Source organism: Psychrobacter sp. H7-1, from assembly GCF_904846585.1.
Lineage (GTDB): Bacteria > Pseudomonadota > Gammaproteobacteria > Pseudomonadales > Moraxellaceae > Psychrobacter > Psychrobacter raelei.
Genome location: NZ_CAJHBH010000003.1, coordinates 23,172 through 46,910, shown reverse-complemented (window position 1 = coordinate 46,910; position 23,739 = coordinate 23,172). Strand labels below are relative to the sequence as shown.

Here is a 23,739-nt window from a genome sequence, read left to right as displayed (position 1 = left end):
TTACTGGGTAGTAACTGATAAAGAGGGGTGTAAGTTCTCTTTATATTATTTAGGTATGACCGCTGGACTGTATGGCAGTCAAGGGTTAGGGACCTGTTAATCGGGTCGGTCTTAATTATAAAAACTTAATCAGTTAAAGGGTTTTGAGTCTAAAGTCTTATCTCGTTATCAATTTAGAGCTAATTTTGACGGGGCGTACTTGGCAAATAACGGCTTTTAATTATCGACAATCGCAAGATTTATTGAGCGTTTGCTTACGGTTATTTGACCGCCAAATTAGCACAGTTTGGTCTTTTATATCCATGCTTATTACCACATAACATAAGCGGTAGCTTAGAGGGTAAATCGGTGCAAGGTGTAAGGTTGCAGCAATTGGCTAGGGGCTACTTTATGTCCATATGGCGCTTAAAGTCAGAGGGTTTGGGCTTGTGGCCAAAAACCTCAAATTTCTAAAAATATTACAGCATTGTGTTCATGTTAAATTTAAATGGGGGCGGCGGTGCCAAGTCGGCAATAGGTAGTTGTAAGCTACAAAAAAACCACTCACCCAAAATCATTGTTTATGAAAATAACGTTGTGGGCTGACTTTAATATCCAAAAAACAACAGGGCTTATAACCACCCTAATACAAACTGTCCACAGTGCCTAAACAGGGATGCTGCCGGTAAAGGAGTCAGTTTTTGTTGTGAAACCGCGCTAGCGTGTCAAAGTGATCATAAAAATGAGCTTTTAGACAGAACAATGCACGAGACACAAAGTCAACGTGTTAGACTATACCAAATCTTTTGCCAAACACCTAACAAAATATGTCAAAATCCAACCGAAAACCTGAGAAAAATGTAGATAAAATGAACAGTCAAAATAGCAAGATAGAGCAAGATTTAGAAGGTCTAATGGCCAGCGTTGGCGCTGAGCCAACCCAAGTTAGACGCCATTCTACCAAGGCTCGCCCACAAAGTGCCGATGAAGATATCAAGGATTTTGGACAGGTGAACCACCTAGAGGTTACCCGTAATCAACATGGTCAACGCATTGATAATTTTTTGTTAGCCAGACTTAAAGGTATGCCGCGCGCGCACATTTATAAGATGATTCGCTCAGATGAGGTGCGTATCAATAACAAGCGCTGTAAGCCTTATGACAATCTTGAGCGTGGCGATGTGGTGCGTATTGCTCCTGTGAAACTGGCGACTCGTGAAAAACCAGTAATCAGCGAAGGCTTCGCTAAAAGCTTACTTGAGCGTGTGGTCTATGAAGATGAAGGGCTTATTGTGCTAAATAAGCCTTCAGGCATGGCGGTACATGGTGGCAGCGGCCTAGATTTTGGGGTCATTGAAGCCATGCGTGATGCCACTAGCAAAAAATATTTGGAGCTGGTGCACCGCATTGATAAAGATACGTCAGGCTTACTGATGATTGCTAAAAAGCGCTCAACGCTTAAAGTATTGCAAGAGTATTTGCGTGAAAAAACCATTCAAAAGCACTATCTGTGCTTGGTAAAAGGGCAGCCGGCACTTAATGAGTTTGAGATTGATGCGCCGTTATTACGTTACACAGTGGCCAATGGTGAGCGCCGCGTAAAAGTAGATAAAGCTAATCCTGAAGCTAAGCTTAGTCAGACAACCTGCAAGGTGTTGGCACGCTTTAAGATGAACGGTGAGCCGGTGAGCTTAATAGAGGCCATGCCTCACACTGGACGTACCCATCAAATCCGAGTGCATTTGGCGTATCTGGGTCACCCTATCTTAGGCGATGACAAGTACAACATCAAAGATACCTCAGGGGTTCGACGCTTATGCCTACATGCTTGGCAGCTAGATGTCCCTGAGTATGAGGTGATTAAAGCGCCGCTGCCTGAGGATATGCAGTCGTTATTGCCTGCAGATTTTAAATTAGATTAAGCTGGGTTGTCAGAGGGTTAAATTGCTATGAATGAGGTGGTCACTAACACTGAGCATGACTTGAGTCAAAAATCGCTGATTATTTTTGATTGGGATGGCACCTTAATGGATTCAATCGGCCTGATTGTAAAAGCCATGCATGTCGCAGCAGAGGCCCATGGCTTTAGCACCACAGATGAAGCGGTTAAGTCTATCATTGGGTTAAGCTTAATGCGCGGTATTGAGCTCTTATATCCGCAAGCGAGCGCTGAGCAGCACTTGGCCATTCAGCAAAGCTACGCCGATTACTATATCCACGCCAGCACCTTACCCAATCAGCCGCACTCTGAGTTTTTTGAAGGCATCGAGGCCATGTTCAAGCAACTGCTGGCACAGGGTAAAAAACTGGCTGTGGCCACTGGCAAAAAGCGTGCCGGCTTAGATAGAGTCATGGATTATGCCAATAGCCGTCATTATTTTGTCAGCAGCCGCTGTGCTAATGAGTCCGGCTCTAAACCCAGTCCGCAGATGCTGCTTGATATTTTGCAAGAGACAGGGTACGCCGTGGCAGATGCGGTCTTTATTGGTGACAGCATTCATGATATCCAAATGGCCAATGCGCTGGGAATGACCTCGAGTGCGGTCAATTATGGTGCAGCAAGCGCGCAAGTGCTCGCCGCTGAACACCCGACGTATCAGGTAAGCACTCCCTCACAGCTCATTGAGTTGTTAACGGCAGGCTAAGCTTGATTTAATTTAATGGTTTTTAAAGCGCTGCTGATTGTCGCCGCTCTTGAATTTATTTAACCCCCCAACCGCTTCGGTGTAACTGATTTAGCTTTGCTGACTTGCTATGACTACCAATTTTAAAAATAAACTTCAAGCCTATATTCACTTAACCCGCTTTGATAAGCCTGTCGGGATTGAGCTGCTGCTGTGGCCCACGCTCTGGGCAGTATTATTGGCAGCTTTTGGCCAGGCCATCGCTCAGGCGCCCTCAAGCGTAACGGCATCACCAAGTGTGCTGCCGGCTTGGTCGGTACTATTGATTTTCGCGCTTGGTGCGATATTGATGCGCGCTGCAGGCTGCGCGATTAATGATTTTGCTGATCGTAAAGTGGATGGTTCGGTAACACGCACCAAAGGGCGTCCTTTAGCCGATGGCAGATTGACCGGACGCGAGGCAGTAGGGGCATTTTTAGTCTTGTCGCTTATCAGTGCCAGTTTATTGTTTTGGCTGCCCATTGCGGTGTTTTACTGGTCAATCGGCGCCCTTATATTGGCGTTTATTTATCCCTTTATGAAGCGGTTCACCCATTTGCCGCAGGTGTTCTTAGCGGCCGCATTTGGCTGGGCCATTCCCATGGCTTATGTGGCCATACAAGGGCAGCCGGATGTGTGGTGCTGGCTGTTATTTATTGCTTACATGTGCTGGACGGTAGCCTATGATACTCAGTACGCTATGGCAGATCGTGATGATGATTTAAAAATTGGGGTGAAGTCCACGGCGATATTATTTGGCCGCTATGATGTGGTCATCATCTCGTTACTACAAGTGGCCTTTTTGGCAATAATGGGTGTGGTTTTTTATCATTATTTTGCACCCACAAGCCTTGGGTTAATTCCTGTTTATGCCTTGGGACTGGTTGCCATTTTGTTTGCTCAGCAAAATAGGGCCTGTGCAACTCGTGAGCCTATGGCCTGTTTTCAGGCGTTTTTAGCCAATGTTTGGGTGGGACGATATGTGTTTTTAGTGGTGCTTTTGAGCAGCCTTTACATCCAGTTTAATGGCCTCACTTAACTTTTTTACACCCAAGAGAGACTCATGGCAAAACCCTTTAAAAGTGATTTAAGCCTTGACGCTAAACTAGCAGCGCATCAGCGGTTTGAACAAAATCTGCTAAAACAGGGCCTGACTAAGCAGCAAGTGGTAGAGATGGAGCGCAAACTGGCCAAATTCGCCAACACCATGGATTCTGTGGTGCGCATTCCCTTTACCAATCAAGGGGTGGGTGCAGATGCCGCCTTATCTACTGTGCCTATTGCAGGTGATGTTGCCGGTTTATTATTGACCGGTTACGCCTTTATGCTGGGGATTAAGCTTGGTGTCCCTGCAAAAAAACTAACGCCAGCGGTTAGATTGGCGATGATAGATTTGGTCGTCGGGGTTGTACCCGTAGCCGGCACGGTGATGGATGTATTTTTGCGTCCCAGCCGCAAAACCTTACAGATCGTACGTGAGCACATGCAGCAAGAATATGGGATTACTGATACCACTCATGTTGATCGCCCTTTTATGCATCAGGCGCTACAAAAAAAGCAGCAGCAGGCGAAATTTTGGCGCAATCCTTTGGTGGCGTGGCTTTATTTGCATGTGCCTGATATTTTAGGACTTATCGTCCTAATTTTATTGGGCGTGGCACTGTGGGCTATGCTAAGTTGGATTATGGGCTGGGTGTTATGATGATTTTTGCGGCTTAATCACTTCGGTATCACTATCCACAGCTGTAAAGTTAATAGGCTTACCTTGATAAATCAGATCAATATTATTGCCGCCACCATGAGTCACCAGCTCAATACTGCCATCAATGGAGCGATAAGTGGGGTTGTTGCCTTGGCCAGTAGGGGCAGTTAGCAGTACCCGTTTACCTGAAGGCATCATAAGATTGGCCTGTAACGTAGCGGTAGCTGAAGTCTGAAAGGTCACATAAACACTGCGGCCTTGGCCATCTTTATACTCTACATCCGTAACTTGGGTCTCACTGGTGGGCGCCGCATTTTTGGTGGTGGATGCCGTGGCCCCAGCGCTGCTATCTGCATTAGCTGGATCGGTATTGATAGCCGATGCCTGCTGGCTTTGCTCCTGCTGCATAGCCTGTGCATCAATAATCTCGGTATCTGCACCATCATTGACATCTTCCACCGTTTGGCTCTGGGTGTCCATCGTCTGAACCTCTGTGCTAGGGACAGTATCAGCAGGCTGTGAGGCTGTACTGCTTTGGGCAGCGTTACTGTCTGTGTCTTTGGTGGTTTCATCCGTTTTTTGGCAGCCATAAAGACCAACAAGGGCGCTGCATAAACAGGTGGCCATAATCAGCTTTTTGGTCGGGGCGAGCACAGAAGAAGATAACATGAGCATCTCACTTACAAATAAGTTTGGGGATAAAAGCCATAGATATGGATGTATTGGCAACAGTCATCAGCCAACTAAAGCTAAATTTAACCACACTGTGTATTCAGAAACAAATACCATGATTAACACTGTGTATGAATTTGTTAGCAGTATCTGTCTTTACTTTATCACCGGTCGCCTTATATCCACCCACTTCAGGGGGTGGATATAAGGCGACACACACTGTCGTGATTAGTACTTAAAGTATTGCAAGTTAAAATTAACCTCGCCATACTAACCCTATGAAAACCCTCAAGCTACGCATCAAAGACAAACATGCAAACCAACTAAACAAACTAGCTGGGAGTGTTAACTATGCGTGGAACTATGTTAATGCGTTAAGCTTTGAGCATTTAAGACGCACAGGTAAGTACTTTTCGGCCTATGATTTAAGCCAATACACCAAAGGCAGTGGAGAGTATTTAGGATTGCACTCGCAAACTTTGCAAGCCATCAACGAAACTCATGCCAAATCTCTTAAACAGTTTAAAAAAGCCAAACTTAATTGGCGAACCAATCGTCCTGATGCCAAACGCAAATCGCTTGGTTGGATACCTTTTAAAAAGTCTGCTATCAAGTATCTACATACCAGACAAACAGGTAAAAAAGCACTTAAATCAACCATACAGCTATCGCTCTGTAAAGGTCAAAAGGTAATCATAGACGTATTCGATAGCTACAATTTGTCTTTGTATCAAATCAATACGCTTGAGATAGTGCAAGACAGCCGTAATCGTTGGTATGCCTGTATTACCGTCAAAGATTTTCCTAGACAAGCAAGTGGCAAAGGCAGCGTTGGTATTGACTTAGGCTTAAAGCAGTCTGCTACCACCTCAAACGGTGACAAGCTAACTATTAAGCAGACTCAAAAATGGGCTAAAAAGCTTGCAATAGCTCAAAGAGCGAAAAACAAACAGCGAGTCAAAGCAATCCATGCCAAAATCAAAAATTCAAGATTAGACTTAATTCACAAGTTCACCACCCAATTAGTCAAGGATAATGCCTTAATTGTGGTTGGTGATGTTAAATCACGATCATTCACTAATTCGATGACCAACCTAGCTAAATCGACATACGATGCAGGATGGTTTGAACTCAAAAGACAACTGGAATATAAATGCAAGTATGCAGGTTGTCAGCTTGAGGTAGTGAATGAGAGTTACACTACCCAGACCTGTTCGCACTGCCTTAAAATAAGTGATAGTAGTCCAAAAGGTAGAGCAGGTCTTGGAATAAGAGGATGGAGGTGTGCTGAGTGTGGCACATGGCATGATAGAGATATCAATGCTGCTAAGAACATCCTTGCGGTCGGGCTTGACCGTCTAGCTGTAGCAATCCCCTCGGTTTAGCGAGGGGAGGAAGTCAATATCAACGTGAGGTATGGTGAGATGGGCAAAGTATTTATAACGATAGGGTTAATAATAGTCATCATTGGTATCGTATTGACCTTATTTCCGAATGCCTTATCTTGGTTTGGCAAGTTACCTGGCGATATTCGCTATGAGTCGGGCAATACCCGTATTTACTTTCCGATTGTGACCATGATTGTGGTGAGTGTTGTGCTCAGCTTATTACTGTCTATTTTTCGGCGCTAATTTGCAAACTAGAGATTTTAAGCAACGGATATCATTTGACAAGGTGCTTATTCAATAAAAGTAGGCGATATAGAATTACCATATTCCGCTACTGCATGAGTTTATTTTGCATAATTGGATGCCATAAATAGCTCAATATGCTATATTACTGCGCTTTGTAATTTTTCATAACAGTGCGTCTCATACTGTATATTTCACTCAACTCCAGTGTGACTTCTTTAGCTGTAAACTCGTAATTCAAGATGACTGCCATGAGCGATATGATTGTTCTAAATCAAGTGTATAAAAAATTCCAGACACAAAAAGATGGCCAAACTCAGTGGTTTACTGCTGTCGAGCCCATATCTTTAACTGTAAAGCAGGGAGAGATATTTGGGTTAATGGGGTATTCCGGGGCAGGTAAATCCACCTTATTACGCTTAATGAACTTGCTGGAGCGGCCTGATGGTGGCACGGTAACTATCGATGGTGATGTACTGACGGATATGAATCCAAAGCAGCTGCGAGTAGCCCGTCATAATGTGGGTATGATTTTTCAGCAGTTTAATCTGATGTCTAACCGAACTGTTTTTGAAAACGTCGCTTTTAATCTTAAAGTATCCGGCTACGCCAAAAATAATATCTATCAGCGGGTGATGGAGTGTCTTGAGATTGTTAATCTAACCGATAGAGCCAATCACTATCCTGCCCAGCTGTCCGGTGGTCAAAAGCAGCGTGTGGGTATTGCCCGTGCTATTGCCCCAAACCCTAAAGTATTATTGGCAGATGAGCCAACCAGTGCGTTAGATCCTTCCACCACCCGTGCATTATTGGCCACTTTACAAGAGGTTAATGAGAAGCTTGGGGTGACCATTGTGATTGTGACCCATGAGATGAGCGTGATTCGCCGTATATGTAATCGAGCCGCTTTGTTGCATGAGGGCCACTTATTGGAAGTGGCGGATATTATCGATGGTCAAATTATCGCCAACACTGAAGTGGGCCGCGGATTGGTTCAGGAGGACTAGACAATGCTAGCAATGACGTTCAATGATGCCACCGCCCGACTATGGGAGTTACGTAGCGAGATTGGGCAAGCTGCGATAGATACCTTAGTCATGATGGGTATCTCTACCACAGCGGCTATTATTATCGGTGGTCTGTTTGGGGTGTTTTTATTCTTAACCAGTGATAAACAGCTGCTGCAAAATAAAAGCCTCTATGCACTACTGGGCGGTATTACCAACTTTATGCGCGCCTTTCCTTTCGTGATCTTAATGATTGCGATGAGTCCGTTTACTAAGTCATTAATTGGTACCAGTATCGGTCCTGTGGCCGCCTCGCTGGTATTGGCGCTGGCAGGCTCGTTTTATTTTGCCCGTTTGGTAGAGCAAAACTTGCGTGAAGTACCCCGTGGTATTGTAGAGGCGACGGACTCAATGGGCGCCAGTCCCATGACCATCATCAAGGTATTATTGACTGAGGCCCGCTCAGGCTTGGTATTATCTGTGACCATTTTATGTATCAGTTTACTGTCCTATTCAGCCGCGGCTGGTATGATTGGTGGTGGCGGTCTAGGTGACTTGGCGATTCGCTATGGTTATTACCGCTATCAAACTGAGGTTATGATCTTTATCGTGATTGTACTGTCACTTATGGTGGTAGGTATTCAAGGTATCGGTAACTGGTTGGCCGCTAAGCTTGATAAGCGCTAATCAAAGTAGCAATAAAATGCGGATTACTAAATGGCGTACCAGTTGAATAAAAAAAAGTTTGCTTAATGAATTTATCTCATAAGTACTGACAAAACTTTCATGAAGCAAAACCAATTAATCAGGTACAATGGCGCTATAACCTGCAGTAACATTTATGCAAACTGTAGTAACATATTTTACTAAGCTGATTTTTCGCCTATTTTATTTTAAATAGTAATTTTTCAATGTTAATAAGGGACGCTCAATGACATTAGTTGATATTCGCAAAAAAATTGTGGCCGCCGCTACCGTCGCTGGTATTTCAGGACTGGTATTGGTGGGCTGTAGCAACAACGCCAATGAAGAAACAGCAAAAGCTGGAGAGGCACCTGCTGCTGAAGACAAAAAGACCATCGTTATCGGTACCACCGAAGGTGACTTCGCTGATATGGTTCGTGATCAAGTAAAAGGTGAATTAGAAGCCAAAGGTTATACCGTTAAGCTGACGACTTTTACTGACTATGTGCGTCCTAACTTGGCTTTGGCTGAAGGCGACTTAGATATCAACATCTTCCAGCATAAGCCTTACTTAGATACCTTTAAAGCTGAAAATAACTTGGATTTAACCGAAGTATTCCAAGTACCTACCGCACCTTTAGGTATTTACAGCGGCAAAAAAACCTCACTTGACCAAGCCTATGATGGCATGAAGGTTTCTGCGCCAAACGATCCGAGTAACTTCGCTCGTGCGTTGGTAATGATGAATGATTTGGGCTGGATTACACTAAAAGACAATGTAGATCCACTAACTGCTTCAAAATCTGATATCGCCACCAACCCAATGAATATTGATATCATTGAGCTTGAAGCCGCTCAGTTGCCACGTGCACGTGATGAAGTTGATTTTGCTGTGATTAACGGCAACTATGCAACCGATTCGGGCATCAAATTAACTGAGGCCTTATATCAAGAAAAAAGCTTTGCTTATATCAACTGGTCAGCCGTTAAGACAGCAGATAAAGACGCAAAATGGGTGCAAGATGTAACCGACGCTTATAACTCAGACAGCTTCAAAGCTTATGCACATAAAGCTTTCCCAGGCTACAAATATCCAAAAATCTGGGGTGAAGAGCAGGGAGCGGAAGCAGACACTGCTGCTAAGTAATTGTTTGGCTTAGTTTATTTAAACTAAATGCTATAAATAACCTGATATCCAATTGTATGACGCAAAAGCGTATATGTGATTGGGTATCGGGTTTTTGTTTGTCTGTTGATTTGGCTTTGCCCTCTAAGATTTTAAGTGAGCGGTTTATTAAGCGGCTAAAATAACATCGAGATGTCCCCTGATTTTTGTTAAACTGCTAAATCATAAATAAGTACCCCTTTTTTTTAGCGATTACCTCAAGATTTTGAAATGCTATGACTTTTGCGCCAACCGCTTCCTCTCAAACATCCTCTCATCTTGCTTTAAATACTATGGCTGGGATAAGAGCGCCTGCACCGGTGTCGGTGTCGCCAATAATGGCACAGCAAAGGCAGATTCTGGGTCTTATGGGCCTAGATATTTGGGTGCAGCGTGACCGTGCTACACTAAGTGTCGACTATGAGGCGCTGAGTCATGCGCTAGATGAACAACCATTGCTGGGCACTACTCAGCAACAGGCTGCGGATCAGCAACAGGGCAGTGAAGCATCAAAAAATAGCGCTCAGCAACAAAGCGACGCTCAAAGCTATAGCCGTTCTCAGCCCCAGTCCTTACAACCAAAAGATAGCTTAGATACTGCCGATCAGAGCGACGCAACCGCTACGGCGCCTGTATCTGATAATGATGCCTCTGTAGAGAGGACATCGCCGAAACATTCTTTGATAAAAGGTCGCTCGATAAAGGATCCTATTCAAGCACTCAAGGAGAAGCTTGACGTACATCAAGCGCCGCCAACGGTAGCCAAAGCGGCTTTGACAGATGCTCTGCAACAGGTAGCGCCTTTTGAGATTATGGGGGCTTATTATCGAGATTGGGTACTGCTTGTTGACACTGCTGCTTTTGAAAATGAGTCGGTACGTCAGCTGTGGCAAAGCTTGCTGATCGCATTATCATTAACTCCGCAAGGGCTAAAGTTCCCAATTTGTACGGGTATCAGTGATAAGGAGTCGGCCAATGCTAGTGTGGCAGGCTTTGTATTTTGCTTGGCCAAAAACAATCATGCTAAAGTTGGGTGTCTGACACGCATGCCTGACGCCATTACCCATCCTTGCTCAGTTGACGTGCCCTCATTGTCACAAATGCTGGCTGATAGTGATAAAAAAAGACAGCTGTGGCAATTGCTTAACCAAAGAGATGACGCCTCTTAAATATAATCGGCCAGTTAACTGTGTTTTTAGCACTGATAATTGTATTATACTTACAAGCTTAGTCTTATAAGCGTTTTATCACCCCTCACATCTTTGTTTTTAGTAGGAATATTATGAACCAGACAACCTCTGCCCAAGTAGATGCAGCCCATACTTTACATCGTTTACATAACTTTTGTGCCGGTCCTGCTTCATTGCCGACCGAAGTGCTGCAAAAAGCCCAAGCTGAGATGCTAGATTGGCAGGGCAAAGGTGTGTCTATTATGGAGATGAGTCACAGAAGTGGCGACTATATTAAGGTGGCAGAAGTTGCTGAGCAGAGCTTGCGCCGCTTGATGAATATTCCTGACAATTACAAAGTGCTGTTTTTGCAGGGCGGGGCAACGCTGCAGTTTTCCGCCATTCCGCTAAACTTATTGTCTGATGGCGATAAGCCAGGCAACGCTGATTATCTCACCACAGGCGCTTGGTCTGGTAAAGCCATTAAAGAAGCCAAGCGTTATGCAGAGCTTGGTCTGGGCGAGATCAATGAAGTGGCCTCTAGCAAAGATTCAAACTTTGCCACTGTGCCAGATCGTAGTGATTGGCAGTTAACTGAAGGCGCTCAGTATTTTCATTACTGTGCTAATGAGACCATCCATGGCGTACAAATTTTTGAGACGCCAGAGGTAGAGGCGCCTATTATTGCCGATATGTCTTCTTGCATCTTGTCTGAACCTATTGATGTTTCTAAATTTGGTATGATTTATGCCGGTGCTCAAAAAAATATCGGTCCTGCCGGTCTGGTTATTGTCATCATCCGTGACGACTTAATTGGCAAAGCCAGCGCTTGGTGTCCCGCTTTGTTAGATTACGCCAGCCAAGCGGATAAAGACTCTATGCTCAACACGCCAGCGACGTATTCTTGGTATTTGGCCGGATTGGTATTTGAGTGGTTAGAGGCGCAGGGCGGCTTAGAGGCCATTGCAAAAATCAACCGCCAAAAAGCGCAGCTGTTATATAAAACCATTGATGACAGCCGCTTTTATCACAATCCAGTAGAGCCTAAGTATCGCTCAATTATGAATGTGCCTTTCACCCTAAAAGACAGCAGCTTAGATGCCAAATTTTTGGCCGAAGCGGAGCAAGCTGGGCTGTTAAATTTAAAAGGTCACCGTGATGTGGGCGGTATGCGTGCCAGCATCTATAATGCAGTGAGCCTTGAGTCAGTACAAGCGCTGTGTGACTTTATGGTGGCTTTTGCCAACAAGCACGCTTAGATTAGCAGCTTGCACCAACCTTATGCGGAGAGGGTGATGACACAGTTCTCTGAGCATCCAAAGCGTAAATCATGGCAAGTTGTGGCGGTATTAACTGCCGCGCTCAGCTTGGGCCTACCTCATGCTTTAGAGGCTAAGCCCATCACCGTCACCGCCATAGGGCACAATAGCGAGGCACGTTATAGCAAAGCCCCGGCCATGCCCTATGCCAATCCAAGTGCACCTAAGGGAGGGACGCTATCACAAGCTGCAATAGGCACTTTTAATAGTGCCAACCCTTGGATGACCACTGGCATCGCTATGGCCGGTACCGATTATATGTATGATACTTTACTCACCGGCTCCTTAAATGAGGCGTTTGTCATGTATCCGCAGCTGGCGGACAAAATTACTTACGATCCTTATGACACCAGCTGGGTAATTTATCACATCAATCCCAAAGCTCGATTCTGGGATGGTACGCCCGTGACCTCAAAAGATGTGCAAGCCACCTTCGATGCCCTATTAACTAAGGGCTTAATGCAGGTGCGCAGTTATTTATCTGGGGTAGATAAAGTGGAAGCGCTCGATACACATCGAGTAAAGTTTTATTTTAAGTCTGCCGATAATAAAGAGATTTTATTGACAGTTGGTCAGTTTCCTATCTTTCAAAAGGCTGCCGTTGATAAGCATTTTGAGCAGTTAAGCTTAACGCCATTAATGGGTAGTGGGCCTTATAAGCTTGCTAAGGTAGAGCAAGGACGCAGTGTCACTTATCAGCGAGATCCCAATTATTGGGGACAGCAAGTGATGGCCAATAAAGGCCGCTATAACTTTGAGTTTATCAAGTACGTGTATTACGGCAGTGATGAAGTGGCGCTTGAGGGCTTTAAAGTGGGTCAATATCATTTCCGTCAAGAAAGCTCAGCCAGAAAATGGGCCACAGCCTATACCTTCCCCGCCGTCAAAGCAGGCATGATCAAAAAAGAATCTATCGCCAGTAAAAATCCAGTGATGATGCAGGCTTTAGTGATGAATCTGCGTCATAAACTATTTCAAGACATTAGGGTGCGGCAGGCGCTTACGGACGCCTTTGACTTTGAGCTGATGAATAACACTTTATTTTATAATCAGTATGAGCGTCTAGACAGCTACTTTTATGGTTCAGAACTTGCGGCCACTGGCGTACCGACTGAGCAAGAAAAAGCAGTGCTGACGCCTTTATTAGCAAAACTTGAGCCCATTCAGCGGAACGAGGTACTCAAAGAGTGGCAGCTGCCTAAGTCAGATGGCAAAGGCTATAACCGTCAAGCCTTATTAAGTGCGCGCCAAAAGCTGCTACAGGCAGGTTTTTATTATCAAGATATGAAACTTTATCAGCCGGATGGGCAGCCAGCCAAGCTTGAGATACTCATTGCTGATGATAAGATTAGCCGAGTATTGTTGCCTTATGTGCGCAATTTAAAAAAGCTGGGTATTGATGCCTCAATCCGTCAAGTGGATGCGCCACAGTATCTTGAGCGTCTGCGCCGTTTTGATTACGATATGATTATCGCCGGCTACCCACAAAGCTTGTCTCCGGGGGCAGAACAAAGTTATATGTGGGGCAGTGAGGCAGCTGATGAACAGGGCAATCAGAACTATAGCGGTATAAAAAATGAGGCCATTGATGATCTTATCTCTAAAATAATCCTAGCCGATAATAGAGAGCAGATTGTGCTCTACACTAAGGTGCTAGATAGGGTGCTTCGGGCAGGCTATTATATGGTGCCTATGTATGGCTCGACCCAAACCCGTGTCGTGTACTGGGATAAGTATCGTCACCATAAACAGTTGCCTGACAATGCGGTGGGGGTTGATTATTGGTGGGTTGATAAATCCGCCGATGCGACCATTGCTAAGTACTTAAAACGCTGATGCCACGTCTTTATAACGCTAAAAAAACGCTGATAAAATCCATTTAATAATAGACCAATAGGAAGCCACATGAGCTTAATTATCACGCCAATTCCAGCCTTTACCGATAATTACATATGGGCACTGGTAAACGACACGAATAAACAAGCCATTGTGATTGATCCCGGTCAAGCTCAGCCGGTAGCGGATTATTTGGAGCAGTATGGCCTTGAGCTGACTGCAATTTGGATCACTCATCATCATCATGACCACGTGGGCGGGGTCGCTGAATTGCGTGAGCTATATCCAATGACGCATGTGGTGGCAAGCGCTGAGCATGGGGTTAAGCCGGATCAAGTCGTCAAAGAGGGCAGCTCGGTCAGCGCATGGGGTTATACTGCACAAGTGTGGGCAGTACCAGGCCATACGCAGTCGCATTTGGCGTATGTGCTGGATAAAGAGGGTCATAAGCAAGTATTTTGTGGCGATACTTTGTTTAGCGCCGGCTGTGGCCGAGTCTTCACCGGTACTATTGAGCAGCTGCATGACAGCTTTAAGCGCTTTAATAAGCTGCCTGATAACACTTTGTTTTATCCGGCGCACGAATACACGGCTGCCAACTTAAAATTTGGCCTAAGCATCGAACCTGATAACGCGGCTATGCAGCAGTGTTTGACTGAAGTTGAGAGCATGACGGCCCTAGGTCAGTCATCACTACCTGTCACATTAGCGCATGAAAAGCAGGTCAATGTGTTTTTGCGTACCCAGGAGCTATCGGTCATTGATGGTGTACAAAATCAGGTCACTTTGGCAGATACCAAGCCGCTTACGGTATTTGCTGCGCTAAGAGCACTTAAGGATGAGTTCTAAGTCGCTTATTCAGTTCATTGACTGTCATATTTGGTCAACTTGCCCCCGCAAAAACTAAGGATTGGCATTATGGGTCGTTATATATTAAAACGTATATTGCTTATTATCCCCACTTTGTTTTTGATTTTGTTGACCAACTTTGTGTTGGTTCAGGCGGCGCCAGGGGGACCGGTTGAGCAGCAAATTGCTCAAATTGAACAGTCAAAAATCCACGCTGAAGCGCCAGGGGCGGCTATGGGCGGCGCAGTTATGTCGGACAACAGCTACCGCGGCTCTCGAGGGCTGTCGCAGGAGATGGTTGAGGCAATAAAAGCTCAATATGGCTTTGATAAACCAGCGACTGAGCGCTTTTGGTTGATGCTAAAAAGCTATTCCCAGCTTGACTTTGGTGAGTCGTTTTTTAAAGGTAAGCCGGTCACAGAGCTGATCATTGAAAAGCTGCCAGTGTCGATATCTTTAGGGCTGTGGAGTACCTTGCTCATTTATCTTATCGCCATTCCTTTGGGTATCTATAAAGCCATGCACAATGGGTCAGGGCTCGATAAGCTGACCGCCCTTATGCTGGCAGTGGGGCATGCTATTCCGGTATTTGTATTCGGGGTTATTCTACTGGTGTTATTTGCAGGCGGTATCTATTGGCAACTATTTCCTCTGCAAGGCTTGGTATCAGAGAATTTCGATCAATTAAGTGCCCTTGGCAAAATCAAAGACTATTTTTGGCATTTGGCATTACCTTTAGCGGCCAGCACAGTCGGTGGATTTGCCGGCTTAACCTACTTGACCAAGTTTAGCTTTATGGAAGAGCTCTCCAAGCAGTATGTATTAACCGCAAGGGCCAAAGGTTTAACCGGCCATCAAGTGCTCTACGGGCACGTGTTTCGTAATGCCATGCTTATTATCATTGCCGGTATTCCGGCTGCGATTGTTGGCATTTTTTTTACCGGCAACTTCCTAATAGAGATTATCTTTAAACTCGATGGTCTGGGCTTGCTTGGCTTTGAAGCCATTGTGCAGCGTGATTATACGGTAATCTTTGGCACCTTGTTTATCTTTACTTTAGTGGGATTGGTGTTACAGCTCATCAGTGATATCAGCTACCATCTGATTGACCCTCGCATTGACTTTGAGGGACGTTAAAATGGCACAGACTGCTTCAAAAAACCGGCTAAACCCTATTTGGCAAGCACGCCTTAACCGCTTCAAAAAAAATAGACTCGGCGTCTTGGCGCTGGCCCTGTTTTGCATGCTGTTTGCTGTGTGTATGGGGGCAAATGTCGTGGCCAATGATAAACCTTTGCTGGTCAAATACGGCGGCGAGTTGTATGTGCCTATTGTTAAAGCTTATCCTGAAACTACCTTTGGCGGAGTGTTTGAAACCGAGGCAGATTATAAAGATCCTGCGGTTAAGCACATGATTGAGCAAAACGGTTTTATGATTATGCCGCCTATTGAATTTGCCGATCAGACGCCAAGCGTGGAGATTGCCATGCCGTATCCGGCACCGCCCAATACCAGTAATTGGCTTGGCACTGATGACACCGGCCGAGATGTATTGGCGCGTATCTTGTACGGCATGCGCATTTCGTTATTATTTGGGTTGGCATTAACCTTGGCCGGATCTGTGATCGGTATCGTGGTGGGCGCCATCCAAGGCTATTTTGGGGGCTGGCCAGATTTGATAGGTCAGCGCTTTATGGAAGTATGGGCAGGCTTGCCGCAGCTGTTTATGATTATTATTTTGGTAAGCTTATTTAGCCCCAGTGTCTGGGTACTGTTTGGGCTTATGCTACTGTTTGGCTGGATGAGCTTGGTGGGACTGGTACGGGCAGAGTTTTTGCGGGCGCGTAATTTTGATTATGTGCGTGCAGCGCATAATTTAGGGGTATCAGATTGGCAAATTATGCGGCGCCATATCCTGCCCAATGCACTGGCTTCAAGCTTATCGCAGTTGCCCTTTATTTTGACTGCTAATATCGTGGCCTTAACCTCACTGGATTTCTTAGGTTATGGTCTACCACCAGGCTCACCGTCATTGGGGGAGCTGATGAACCAAGGTAAAAATAACTTAGATGCGCCTTGGCTGGCATTGTCGGCGTTTTTTAGCCTGACTGTGGTGCTGTCTTTATTGATCTTTATTGGTGAAGCATTGCGAGATGCCTTTGACCCCAGACGTTAATGGCGAGCTGATATTAGCTATGTAGCCGTCAGCCCGCCAGTTTGAGTGACACCTATCTACGCTACTGACAACGGAAGCTAATGTTATACTCAAAATCATCACTGCGTGATAAGTTGGGTTTGCCTGTTCCGAGTACCACACCGGCAATTGAGCCGACTTGGTCAATCATGCGGCCTGTTTTTTCATCAAAAACACCGTTGTACTTTAATTCATCTTTTACGATGATGGCTTGGCGCATGCCACAGGTTTTTTTGGCGCTGGCTAAGGCATTTTCCTGCGCTTGTACTTTAGTGCTGCCCACACCTGTCGTCTCAAAGGTTGAGTCAGCGCGTTGAATGACCGGCGCTGTCGGGGTGGACTGACAGGCACTAAGGCCTATGGCAGCTGAGGCGAGTACACCTAAAGTGGTTAATTTGGTTATTTTCTTCCAAGCCAATGTTGTCATAAAAACCTCAAATATTTAGCGAAAAAACTATAAGTGCTAGAAAGTGAATAGGGGATATTGATTAATTTTTAATCTATCAGCCATTTTCAATGAATTAAAGCCGCACCATTTTTTGAATGAGCAGGGCCCTGACGATAGTATAAGACATCACACTTGCCTAATTACATAGCTATGCATCAAATATGTAGAGCTTGTTGCCTGAGTATTGCAAGTGGGCGTAAAACTTGGGCTATAGATGATAACTAATAGGCTCACAAGCGGCCCATAAGCCTTAAATAAGCAGGCCATTAACACAGCCTTACCCACTTTGAAGCCAATTTTTGCTAATATAGAGGCTTTGATTTTAGTAGGTTGTAGCGTGGCTGAAGCGACATTTATGCTAAAGCGCTATATTTGCTACGGCAAGGATCTACATTAACATTATGAAAAAATATCACACTTTGATAATGACAAGATAAAATTATGAAGACAAAATCACAAAAATTATTGATTGATGGCCCAGTTGGTGTGCTTGAAGTAGAAGCACTGTGGCAACATGAGAACCCAGAAGATGCTAATACCAAGGGTGTGGCGTTATTATGTCATCCCAACCCTTTATTCGGTGGTACCATGACCAATAAGGTGGTGACCACTATGTTCAACTTTGCTCGCGATGCTGGTATGCATGTGGTTCGTTTTAACTTTCGCGGTGCCGGTAAGTCCACTGGTGAGCACGATTATGCCAAAGGTGAGATTGAAGATGCCATGGCAGTACTACAGTGGATTAGCCTACAGACCCCTGCGCGCAAGCTATGGCTTGGCGGCTTTTCTTTTGGGGGCTATATTACCGCCTGCGTCGCTGAGCAGCTGATGGTCACCCCACATATTTGGGGCCTAAGCGATATGGAGCTGGTGAAAGTGGTATTAATGGCGCCCTCTGTAGAGAATAACGACGCCTCTGATGTGCTGTTGCCGACTCAAAAGACCCTCGAGATTTACGGAGATGCTGATAACGTCATCAAGCCACATCTGATGCAGCAGTTCGCCGATGATAAGCAAATTGCCAGCTATGTGGTAGAAGGGGCAGGTCACTTCTTCCATGGTCGACTGACTGAAATTAGATCTCTACTAGAGCAGCACGCGCTATAACTGACGATAACACGTCGCCTAATTGACAACCCTTTAACACAACTGGTTATGACACTATGAATAAAACCCCCTTACAAAGGTATGAGGCAGCCATTGCCACGGATGAGTTTAACCACGACCCTATTCAGCAAGAGGCCATGACCTATCTTGATGGGGTTTATCATCAGTTATTAGAAAATTCACAAGAAAAAAAGGGGCTGTTTGGCTTTTTTAAATCACAGCCTGTGCCGCCCAAAGGCTTGTATATGTGGGGTGGGGTTGGCCGAGGTAAGACTTGGATGATGGATATGTTCTTCGAGTCCGTACCCATTGAGCGTAAAATGCGCATGCATTTTCATCACTTCATGCTACGAGTACACAAAGAGCTTAATAAGCTACAAGGCCGCAGTGATCCCCTCGAAAAAGTAGCTGATATTATTCATAGTGAAGCGGTACTGATTTGTTTTGATGAGTTTTTTGTGTCAAACGTATCCGACGCTATGATACTTGGCGACTTATTCACCATGCTATTTAAGCGCGGTATCACGCTGGTGGCAACCTCAAATATTGAGCCAACGGGCCTTTATAAAGATGGTCTGCACCGTGACCGCTTTATGCCGGCCATTGCTGAGCTTGAAAAACACACCACAGTAATGAATATCGACTCAGGCATTGATTATCGTTTGCGCTTACTACAGCAAGCTGAGCTTTATAAGTACCCATTGACCAAAGAAAACAGTCACTGGCTGGCTAACCGCTTTACCTCTTTGGCCAACAATCAAAAAATATCTAAAGAGCCTATTGAGATTAATGGTCGTCAGATTAAAATCAATGCCCGTACCAAAACCGTCTTGTATTGCGACTTTAGACAGCTGTGTATGGAGCCTAGATCGGCCAATGATTTTATTGAAATTGCCAATCACTTTACCACAGTCTTGGTCGATGACGTGCCCGCCTTAAACGACGTGCTGCGTGATCCAACCCGCCGTTTTATCTACTTGGTAGATGAGTTTTATGATCGCCGTGTTAAGTTATTGATTCGAGCTGAACAAAGTATCTTAGAGTTATATCAAGGTGAGAAGCTGGCTTTTGAAATTGAAAGAACACGCTCACGCTTGCTTGAGATGCAATCTGAGGATTACTTAAAGCTTGAGCATCGCCTAGATGTTGATCCTGCAGCGCTACAAGAAGCCTAACTGTAAAATCTAGCCACAAAAAAGGCAGATAACCCATAGCGGCTATCTGCCTTTTTTTGCAGCGTTGTAGGCGCTTTAATGCACGATGGTATTAAAGGCCACATTGACCGCTTTGCGTGGCGGAATGTATTTGATATCCCAGCGCAAAGACTTATATTCTGACTTAGGAACCTCTACCAATTGACCATCAACCATGCGCATTAGGGGTAAATCTCGATAGTTGTAATAATCAACTGAGGCCTGAGCGCTGGGTGGATATACCTCTCCGGTAAACTCGGTATTGGTGGGGATAGGCAGGGTGACTGTGGTGTTTTGGATCGCTGTGTGTAGCGTATTGCTAAAGGTGGCTTTGTATTGAATGACGGTGCCAACTTTGGCTGTATTTACCGGAATATAATGGGCTTTACCTTGTTTGTCCACCACAACCTTGCTTGCAGTCAGGCTCATTTTTAAGGGATCTCTAGGGCTTGCTTGAGCGGGAGTCATCACCAAAAAACACAAGCTGCTTGATAGCATAAACTTTATAAAGCGCTTATAAGATACATAATATGATGAATAATCTAGCGGATGAAAAGCGGCAGGGCGGGCAAAGAATGAAACTGTTCTTGAATTAACTGGGGTCAAGATGAACTCCTTTATGATACTTGCTAAATTGTTTAACTAACAAGCGTCTGTACTTGAAGCTGGTCTGCTAGGACCAAGGCTACAGACTAAAAATCAACTAATCCAATCAGCTTATAAATAACCTCTACGCTGTAAAAATGACGCTGTAGGTTATCCATAACGTGCTAGCTGGCGTGATAGTGGCACCAACTTATTTTTAGGTCACTTTTTTATATGCTCACGACATTGACTATTTTGCTTTTCAGCAAGGGATAGATACGGGTTTCAAGTACCCTTGCTATAATTTTATTACAATCATTGTATTAAAGCGAGAAATGTTAACGAATAAAGTATTTTTACTTATTTTATTTACATATATAATTTAATTGTACTGCAATTGTATTAATTTTCGTATTGTGAACATTTAGTATCTAAATACTATTGCCAAAGCCATTTCTTATAAGGGATAGGTAACAGCCATCAATAGCGTTATACTTAGGGGTGCTACAAGTGTTTACTCATAAGAACACGATAATTGCTATTATTTAACGAAGTGTAGTCAAGTGAATGAGCTATGCTTTCAAATTAAAAACCAGGGACAATAGTCATGAATTATTATAACGATGCTGACCACACCGAAACCCAAGAGTGGCTTGATGCATTTGAGTCAGTTATTAAGCACAGTGATAAAGAGCGGGCACGCTTTTTATTAAAAGCGCTATACAATATGGCGGTGCAAGAAGGCCTACCATTTAACCGCCTAGATACCGCTTATGTGAACACCATTCCGGTAGAAGATGAGCCAACTTACCCAGGTGATTTGGGTATTGAGCGCAAAATCCGCGCTTTAATTCGTTATAACGCCCTAGCGATGGTCATGCGTGCCAACCAAAACGATGATGATTTGGGTGGGCACTTAGCCACTTTTGCGTCTAGTGCGACTTTGTATGAAACTGGCTTTAACCATTTCTTCCGTGCCGCCAGCGATCACTTCGGCGGTGATATGATCTATTATCAAGGTCACTCAGCACCAGGTATCTATGCCCGCTCTTTCTTAGAAGGTCGTTTGACTGAAGAGCAGTTGGAGAACTTCCGACGCGAAGTGGGGGGTAAAGGTCTCTCAAGCTATCCACATCCATACTTAATGCCTGACTACTGGCAGTTCCCAACGGTTTCTATGGGTCTAGGCCCTATCATGTCTATTTATCATGCCCACGTGCACAACTACATGATGAACCGTGGCTTATTAGAAAAAGAAGACCGTAAAATCTGGGCATTCTTGGGCGATGGCGAGACGGATGAGCCAGAAAGCTTAGGCGCTATCTCGCTTGCAGGTCGTGAAAAGCTAGACAACCTAATTTGGGTGGTTAACTGTAACTTACAGCGTCTAGATGGCCCAGTTCGTGGTAACGGTAAGATTATCCAAGAGCTTGAGTCTGTATTCCGTGGTGCCGGCTGGCGTGTGATTAAAGTTATCTGGGGTGGCCGCTGGGACAGCTTGTTGGATAAAGACCACACTGGCGTACTTAAAAAACGTATGGAAGAAGCGGTTGATGGTGAGTATCAGCTGTATGAAGCCCGTGATGGCGCCTTCACTCGCAAAGAGTTCTTTGGTAAGTACCCAGAGCTTGCAGAGATGGCTGATCAATTAACTGATGACGACATCCGCCATCTAAACCGTGGTGGCCATGATCCTATCAAAGTCTACGCCGCGTTTAGTGAAGCAATGAAGACCAAAGGTCAGCCTACGGTAGTCTTGGTTAAGACCGTTAAAGGATATGGTCTATCTACCCAAGCCCAAGCGGTCAACAAGGCGCACCAAATCAAAAAACTTGATAAAGAAGCCCTAAAATACTTCCGTGACCGCTTTGATCTGCCTTTTAAAGATGAAGATTTAGAGCATCTGCCGTTTTATCGTCCTGATGAAAACTCACCTGAAATGAAGTACCTAAAAGGTCGCCGTGAGTCATTAGGTGGTCATTTGCCTAACCGCCGCAGTGGTCATATTCCGTTAGATATTCCTGATTTATCTATCTTTGATAGAGTGCTAAAAGGCAGTAATGGTAAAGAGCAGTCGACCACTATGGTGTTCGTACGTCTGTTATCAGCAATGCTAAAAGACAAAAACATTCAAGATCGTGTGGTACCTATTGTGCCTGATGAGGCTCGTACCTTTGGCCTAGAGGGGATGTTCCGTCAATTAGGTATTTACTCTTCAGCCGGTCAGACTTATACCCCAGAGGACAGCGAAGCGTTAATGGGTTATAAAGAAGCCAAAGATGGCCACATGTTAGAAGAAGGTATTAACGAAGCAGGCGCTATGAGTGCTTGGATTGCTTTGGCCACCAGCTACTCGGTCAACGCCTTGCCGATGATTCCGTTATACATTTACTACTCAATGTTTGGCTTCCAGCGCGTGGGCGACTTAGCTTGGGCAGCAGGGGATTGTCAGGCACAAGGCTTCTTATTGGGCGGTACTGCAGGCCGTACTACGCTAAATGGTGAAGGTCTACAACACCAAGATGGTCACTCGCACATCCTATTTAGCACCGTACCTAACTGTGTCAGCTATGATCCATGCTACGGTTATGAGCTGGCGGTCATTATGCATGATGGTCTACGCCGCATGTATGGTGAAGGTGAGCGTGTGTACTACTACATTACCTTAATGAATGAAAACTACGACCAACCTGCGATGCCAGAGGGCGCAGAAGAAGGCATCAAACGTGGTATGTATCTGTTAGAAGATAACAGCCAGCTACATGCCAGCGCGCATGTCCAATTACTTGGCTCAGGTACTATCTTACGTGAAGTACAAAAAGCGGCACGTATCTTATATGAAGAGTTCAATGTAAGCGCTAACGTATGGAGCGTGACCAGCTTTAACGAGTTGGCCCGTGAAGGTATGGCATGTGACGATTACAACCGCTTGCATCCTATGGAAGAAGAGAAGGTGCCTTGGGTTACTGAACAATTGGCCCAGCATGAAGGTGTGGTGGTTGCCGCAACTGATTACATGCGCAACTACTCTGAGCAGATCCGTGCTTGGTTACCAGACAACCGTCCTTATGCTACATTAGGTACCGATGGTTATGGCCGCTCTGATAGCCGTGCCCAGTTACGTAACTTCTTCCACGTCAATGCTGAGCACATTGTTGTGGCTACCTTGAAGCGTTTGGCCGATGAAGGGGAAGTTGAGATGCGCTTGGTAAAAGACGCCATTACCAGCTTAGGTATTGACGCCGATCAAGCACCTGCTTGGCAGCCACAGCCACAGTTTGACCACTTCCCAGATGCTCCAGCGCCAGACAACGTAAATCCAAATCCAGTACCAGATTTGGTAGAAGAAGACGATGATGAGATTCGAGATGAAGGGCGTGCAGAGGATCAAGCCGATGCTGCTTTGTTAAATGACGATGATGTCAAAGAGTAGCAAGCCTTAGTTTCTCGTTAAGCCTCATTGGATAAAGCCAAAGCAAACTGGCTTGATATGATCAGTCATCGCTTGAGCTTATCCAATGAGCGCTCATTGTCTA

The 23,739-nt window shown here is 45.0% G+C and carries 21 protein-coding genes; 18 read left to right on the top strand and 3 right to left on the bottom strand.

Translation table 11 applies throughout. The features are described 5' to 3' along the window. Positions 1 to 806 precede the first annotated feature (806 nt). The 4 genes from JMX92_RS01655 (at position 807) to JMX92_RS01640 (ending at position 4,344) form a co-directional block, all read left to right on the top strand. Positions 807 to 1,901 carry an RluA family pseudouridine synthase gene (locus tag JMX92_RS01655; protein ID WP_011959762.1) on the top strand — a complete coding sequence of 365 codons (1,095 nt, stop codon included), beginning with the start codon at positions 807 to 809 and terminating at the stop codon, positions 1,899 to 1,901. Positions 1,902 to 1,928: 27 nt separating this feature from the next. Beyond that, a complete protein-coding gene (locus JMX92_RS01650; protein ID WP_201543540.1) occupies positions 1,929 to 2,624 on the top strand; it encodes an HAD-IA family hydrolase in 696 nt (231 codons plus the stop codon). Between the two features lie 109 nt (positions 2,625 to 2,733). Continuing rightward, positions 2,734 to 3,681, top strand: coding sequence for a 4-hydroxybenzoate octaprenyltransferase (gene ubiA / locus JMX92_RS01645; protein WP_011959764.1), 948 nt, complete (start codon positions 2,734 to 2,736; stop codon positions 3,679 to 3,681). A gap of 24 nt (positions 3,682 to 3,705) precedes the next feature. Beyond that, positions 3,706 to 4,344: a DUF4112 domain-containing protein gene (locus tag JMX92_RS01640; protein ID WP_201543538.1), complete on the top strand. Its 639-nt coding sequence runs from the start codon at positions 3,706 to 3,708 to the stop codon at positions 4,342 to 4,344. Here the strand turns inward: JMX92_RS01640 and JMX92_RS01635 are convergent. Beyond that, positions 4,339 to 5,013 (bottom strand): hypothetical protein, encoded by a 675-nt coding sequence (locus JMX92_RS01635; RefSeq protein ID WP_110816123.1) that lies wholly within the window; start codon positions 5,011 to 5,013, stop codon positions 4,339 to 4,341. The genes JMX92_RS01640 and JMX92_RS01635 overlap by 6 nt on opposite strands. 281 nt (positions 5,014 to 5,294) lie before the next feature. Between JMX92_RS01635 and JMX92_RS01630 the strand changes: the two genes are divergently transcribed. The 11 genes from JMX92_RS01630 (at position 5,295) to JMX92_RS01580 (ending at position 16,852) form a co-directional block, all read left to right on the top strand. Next, complete coding sequence (locus JMX92_RS01630; RefSeq protein ID WP_201543536.1) at positions 5,295 to 6,401, top strand: RNA-guided endonuclease InsQ/TnpB family protein; 1,107 nt, start codon at positions 5,295 to 5,297, stop codon at positions 6,399 to 6,401. Positions 6,402 to 6,440: 39 nt separating this feature from the next. After that, the gene (locus JMX92_RS01625) at positions 6,441 to 6,647 is read left to right on the top strand and encodes a DUF2905 domain-containing protein (RefSeq protein WP_155587429.1); all 207 of its coding nucleotides are present in this window, start codon (positions 6,441 to 6,443) and stop codon (positions 6,645 to 6,647) included. A gap of 251 nt (positions 6,648 to 6,898) precedes the next feature. Then, the gene (locus JMX92_RS01620) at positions 6,899 to 7,654 is read left to right on the top strand and encodes a methionine ABC transporter ATP-binding protein (RefSeq protein WP_110816651.1); all 756 of its coding nucleotides are present in this window, start codon (positions 6,899 to 6,901) and stop codon (positions 7,652 to 7,654) included. Positions 7,655 to 7,657: 3 nt separating this feature from the next. Next, positions 7,658 to 8,341: a methionine ABC transporter permease gene (locus JMX92_RS01615; protein ID WP_011960657.1), complete on the top strand. Its 684-nt coding sequence runs from the start codon at positions 7,658 to 7,660 to the stop codon at positions 8,339 to 8,341. A gap of 244 nt (positions 8,342 to 8,585) precedes the next feature. Then, the gene (locus JMX92_RS01610; RefSeq protein ID WP_201543534.1) at positions 8,586 to 9,485 is read left to right on the top strand and encodes a MetQ/NlpA family ABC transporter substrate-binding protein; all 900 of its coding nucleotides are present in this window, start codon (positions 8,586 to 8,588) and stop codon (positions 9,483 to 9,485) included. Between the two features lie 254 nt (positions 9,486 to 9,739). Further along, a complete protein-coding gene (locus JMX92_RS01605; RefSeq protein WP_201543532.1) occupies positions 9,740 to 10,672 on the top strand; it encodes a hypothetical protein in 933 nt (310 codons plus the stop codon). Positions 10,673 to 10,785: 113 nt separating this feature from the next. Then, a complete protein-coding gene (serC, locus tag JMX92_RS01600; protein ID WP_201543530.1) occupies positions 10,786 to 11,931 on the top strand; it encodes a 3-phosphoserine/phosphohydroxythreonine transaminase in 1,146 nt (381 codons plus the stop codon). Positions 11,932 to 11,967: 36 nt separating this feature from the next. Further along, complete coding sequence (locus JMX92_RS01595; protein ID WP_193564709.1) at positions 11,968 to 13,827, top strand: extracellular solute-binding protein; 1,860 nt, start codon at positions 11,968 to 11,970, stop codon at positions 13,825 to 13,827. A 69-nt stretch (positions 13,828 to 13,896) separates the two neighbouring features. Beyond that, the gene (gene gloB, locus JMX92_RS01590) at positions 13,897 to 14,676 is read left to right on the top strand and encodes a hydroxyacylglutathione hydrolase (RefSeq protein WP_201543528.1); all 780 of its coding nucleotides are present in this window, start codon (positions 13,897 to 13,899) and stop codon (positions 14,674 to 14,676) included. A gap of 69 nt (positions 14,677 to 14,745) precedes the next feature. Next, a complete protein-coding gene (locus JMX92_RS01585) occupies positions 14,746 to 15,813 on the top strand; it encodes a microcin C ABC transporter permease YejB (protein ID WP_201543520.1) in 1,068 nt (355 codons plus the stop codon). A gap of 1 nt (position 15,814) precedes the next feature. After that, the gene (locus JMX92_RS01580) at positions 15,815 to 16,852 is read left to right on the top strand and encodes an ABC transporter permease (RefSeq protein ID WP_110816646.1); all 1,038 of its coding nucleotides are present in this window, start codon (positions 15,815 to 15,817) and stop codon (positions 16,850 to 16,852) included. Between the two features lie 61 nt (positions 16,853 to 16,913). Here JMX92_RS01580 and JMX92_RS01575 read toward each other — a convergent pair whose 3' ends face one another. Continuing rightward, positions 16,914 to 17,297 carry a hypothetical protein gene (locus tag JMX92_RS01575; RefSeq protein ID WP_110816645.1) on the bottom strand — a complete coding sequence of 128 codons (384 nt, stop codon included), beginning with the start codon at positions 17,295 to 17,297 and terminating at the stop codon, positions 16,914 to 16,916. A gap of 462 nt (positions 17,298 to 17,759) precedes the next feature. Here JMX92_RS01575 and JMX92_RS01570 point away from each other — a divergent pair, with 462 nt between their 5' ends. Continuing rightward, the gene (locus JMX92_RS01570) at positions 17,760 to 18,425 is read left to right on the top strand and encodes an alpha/beta hydrolase (RefSeq protein WP_201543518.1); all 666 of its coding nucleotides are present in this window, start codon (positions 17,760 to 17,762) and stop codon (positions 18,423 to 18,425) included. Between the two features lie 56 nt (positions 18,426 to 18,481). Next, positions 18,482 to 19,600, top strand: coding sequence for a cell division protein ZapE (gene zapE, locus JMX92_RS01565; protein WP_011960647.1), 1,119 nt, complete (start codon positions 18,482 to 18,484; stop codon positions 19,598 to 19,600). A gap of 75 nt (positions 19,601 to 19,675) precedes the next feature. On the opposite strand, the gene JMX92_RS01560 is transcribed toward zapE, so the two are convergent. Further along, positions 19,676 to 20,224: a hypothetical protein gene (locus JMX92_RS01560; protein ID WP_227675229.1), complete on the bottom strand. Its 549-nt coding sequence runs from the start codon at positions 20,222 to 20,224 to the stop codon at positions 19,676 to 19,678. A 586-nt stretch (positions 20,225 to 20,810) separates the two neighbouring features. Here JMX92_RS01560 and aceE point away from each other — a divergent pair. Beyond that, positions 20,811 to 23,636, top strand: coding sequence for a pyruvate dehydrogenase (acetyl-transferring), homodimeric type (gene aceE / locus JMX92_RS01555; protein WP_011960645.1), 2,826 nt, complete (start codon positions 20,811 to 20,813; stop codon positions 23,634 to 23,636). Positions 23,637 to 23,739: the final 103 nt, after the last annotated feature.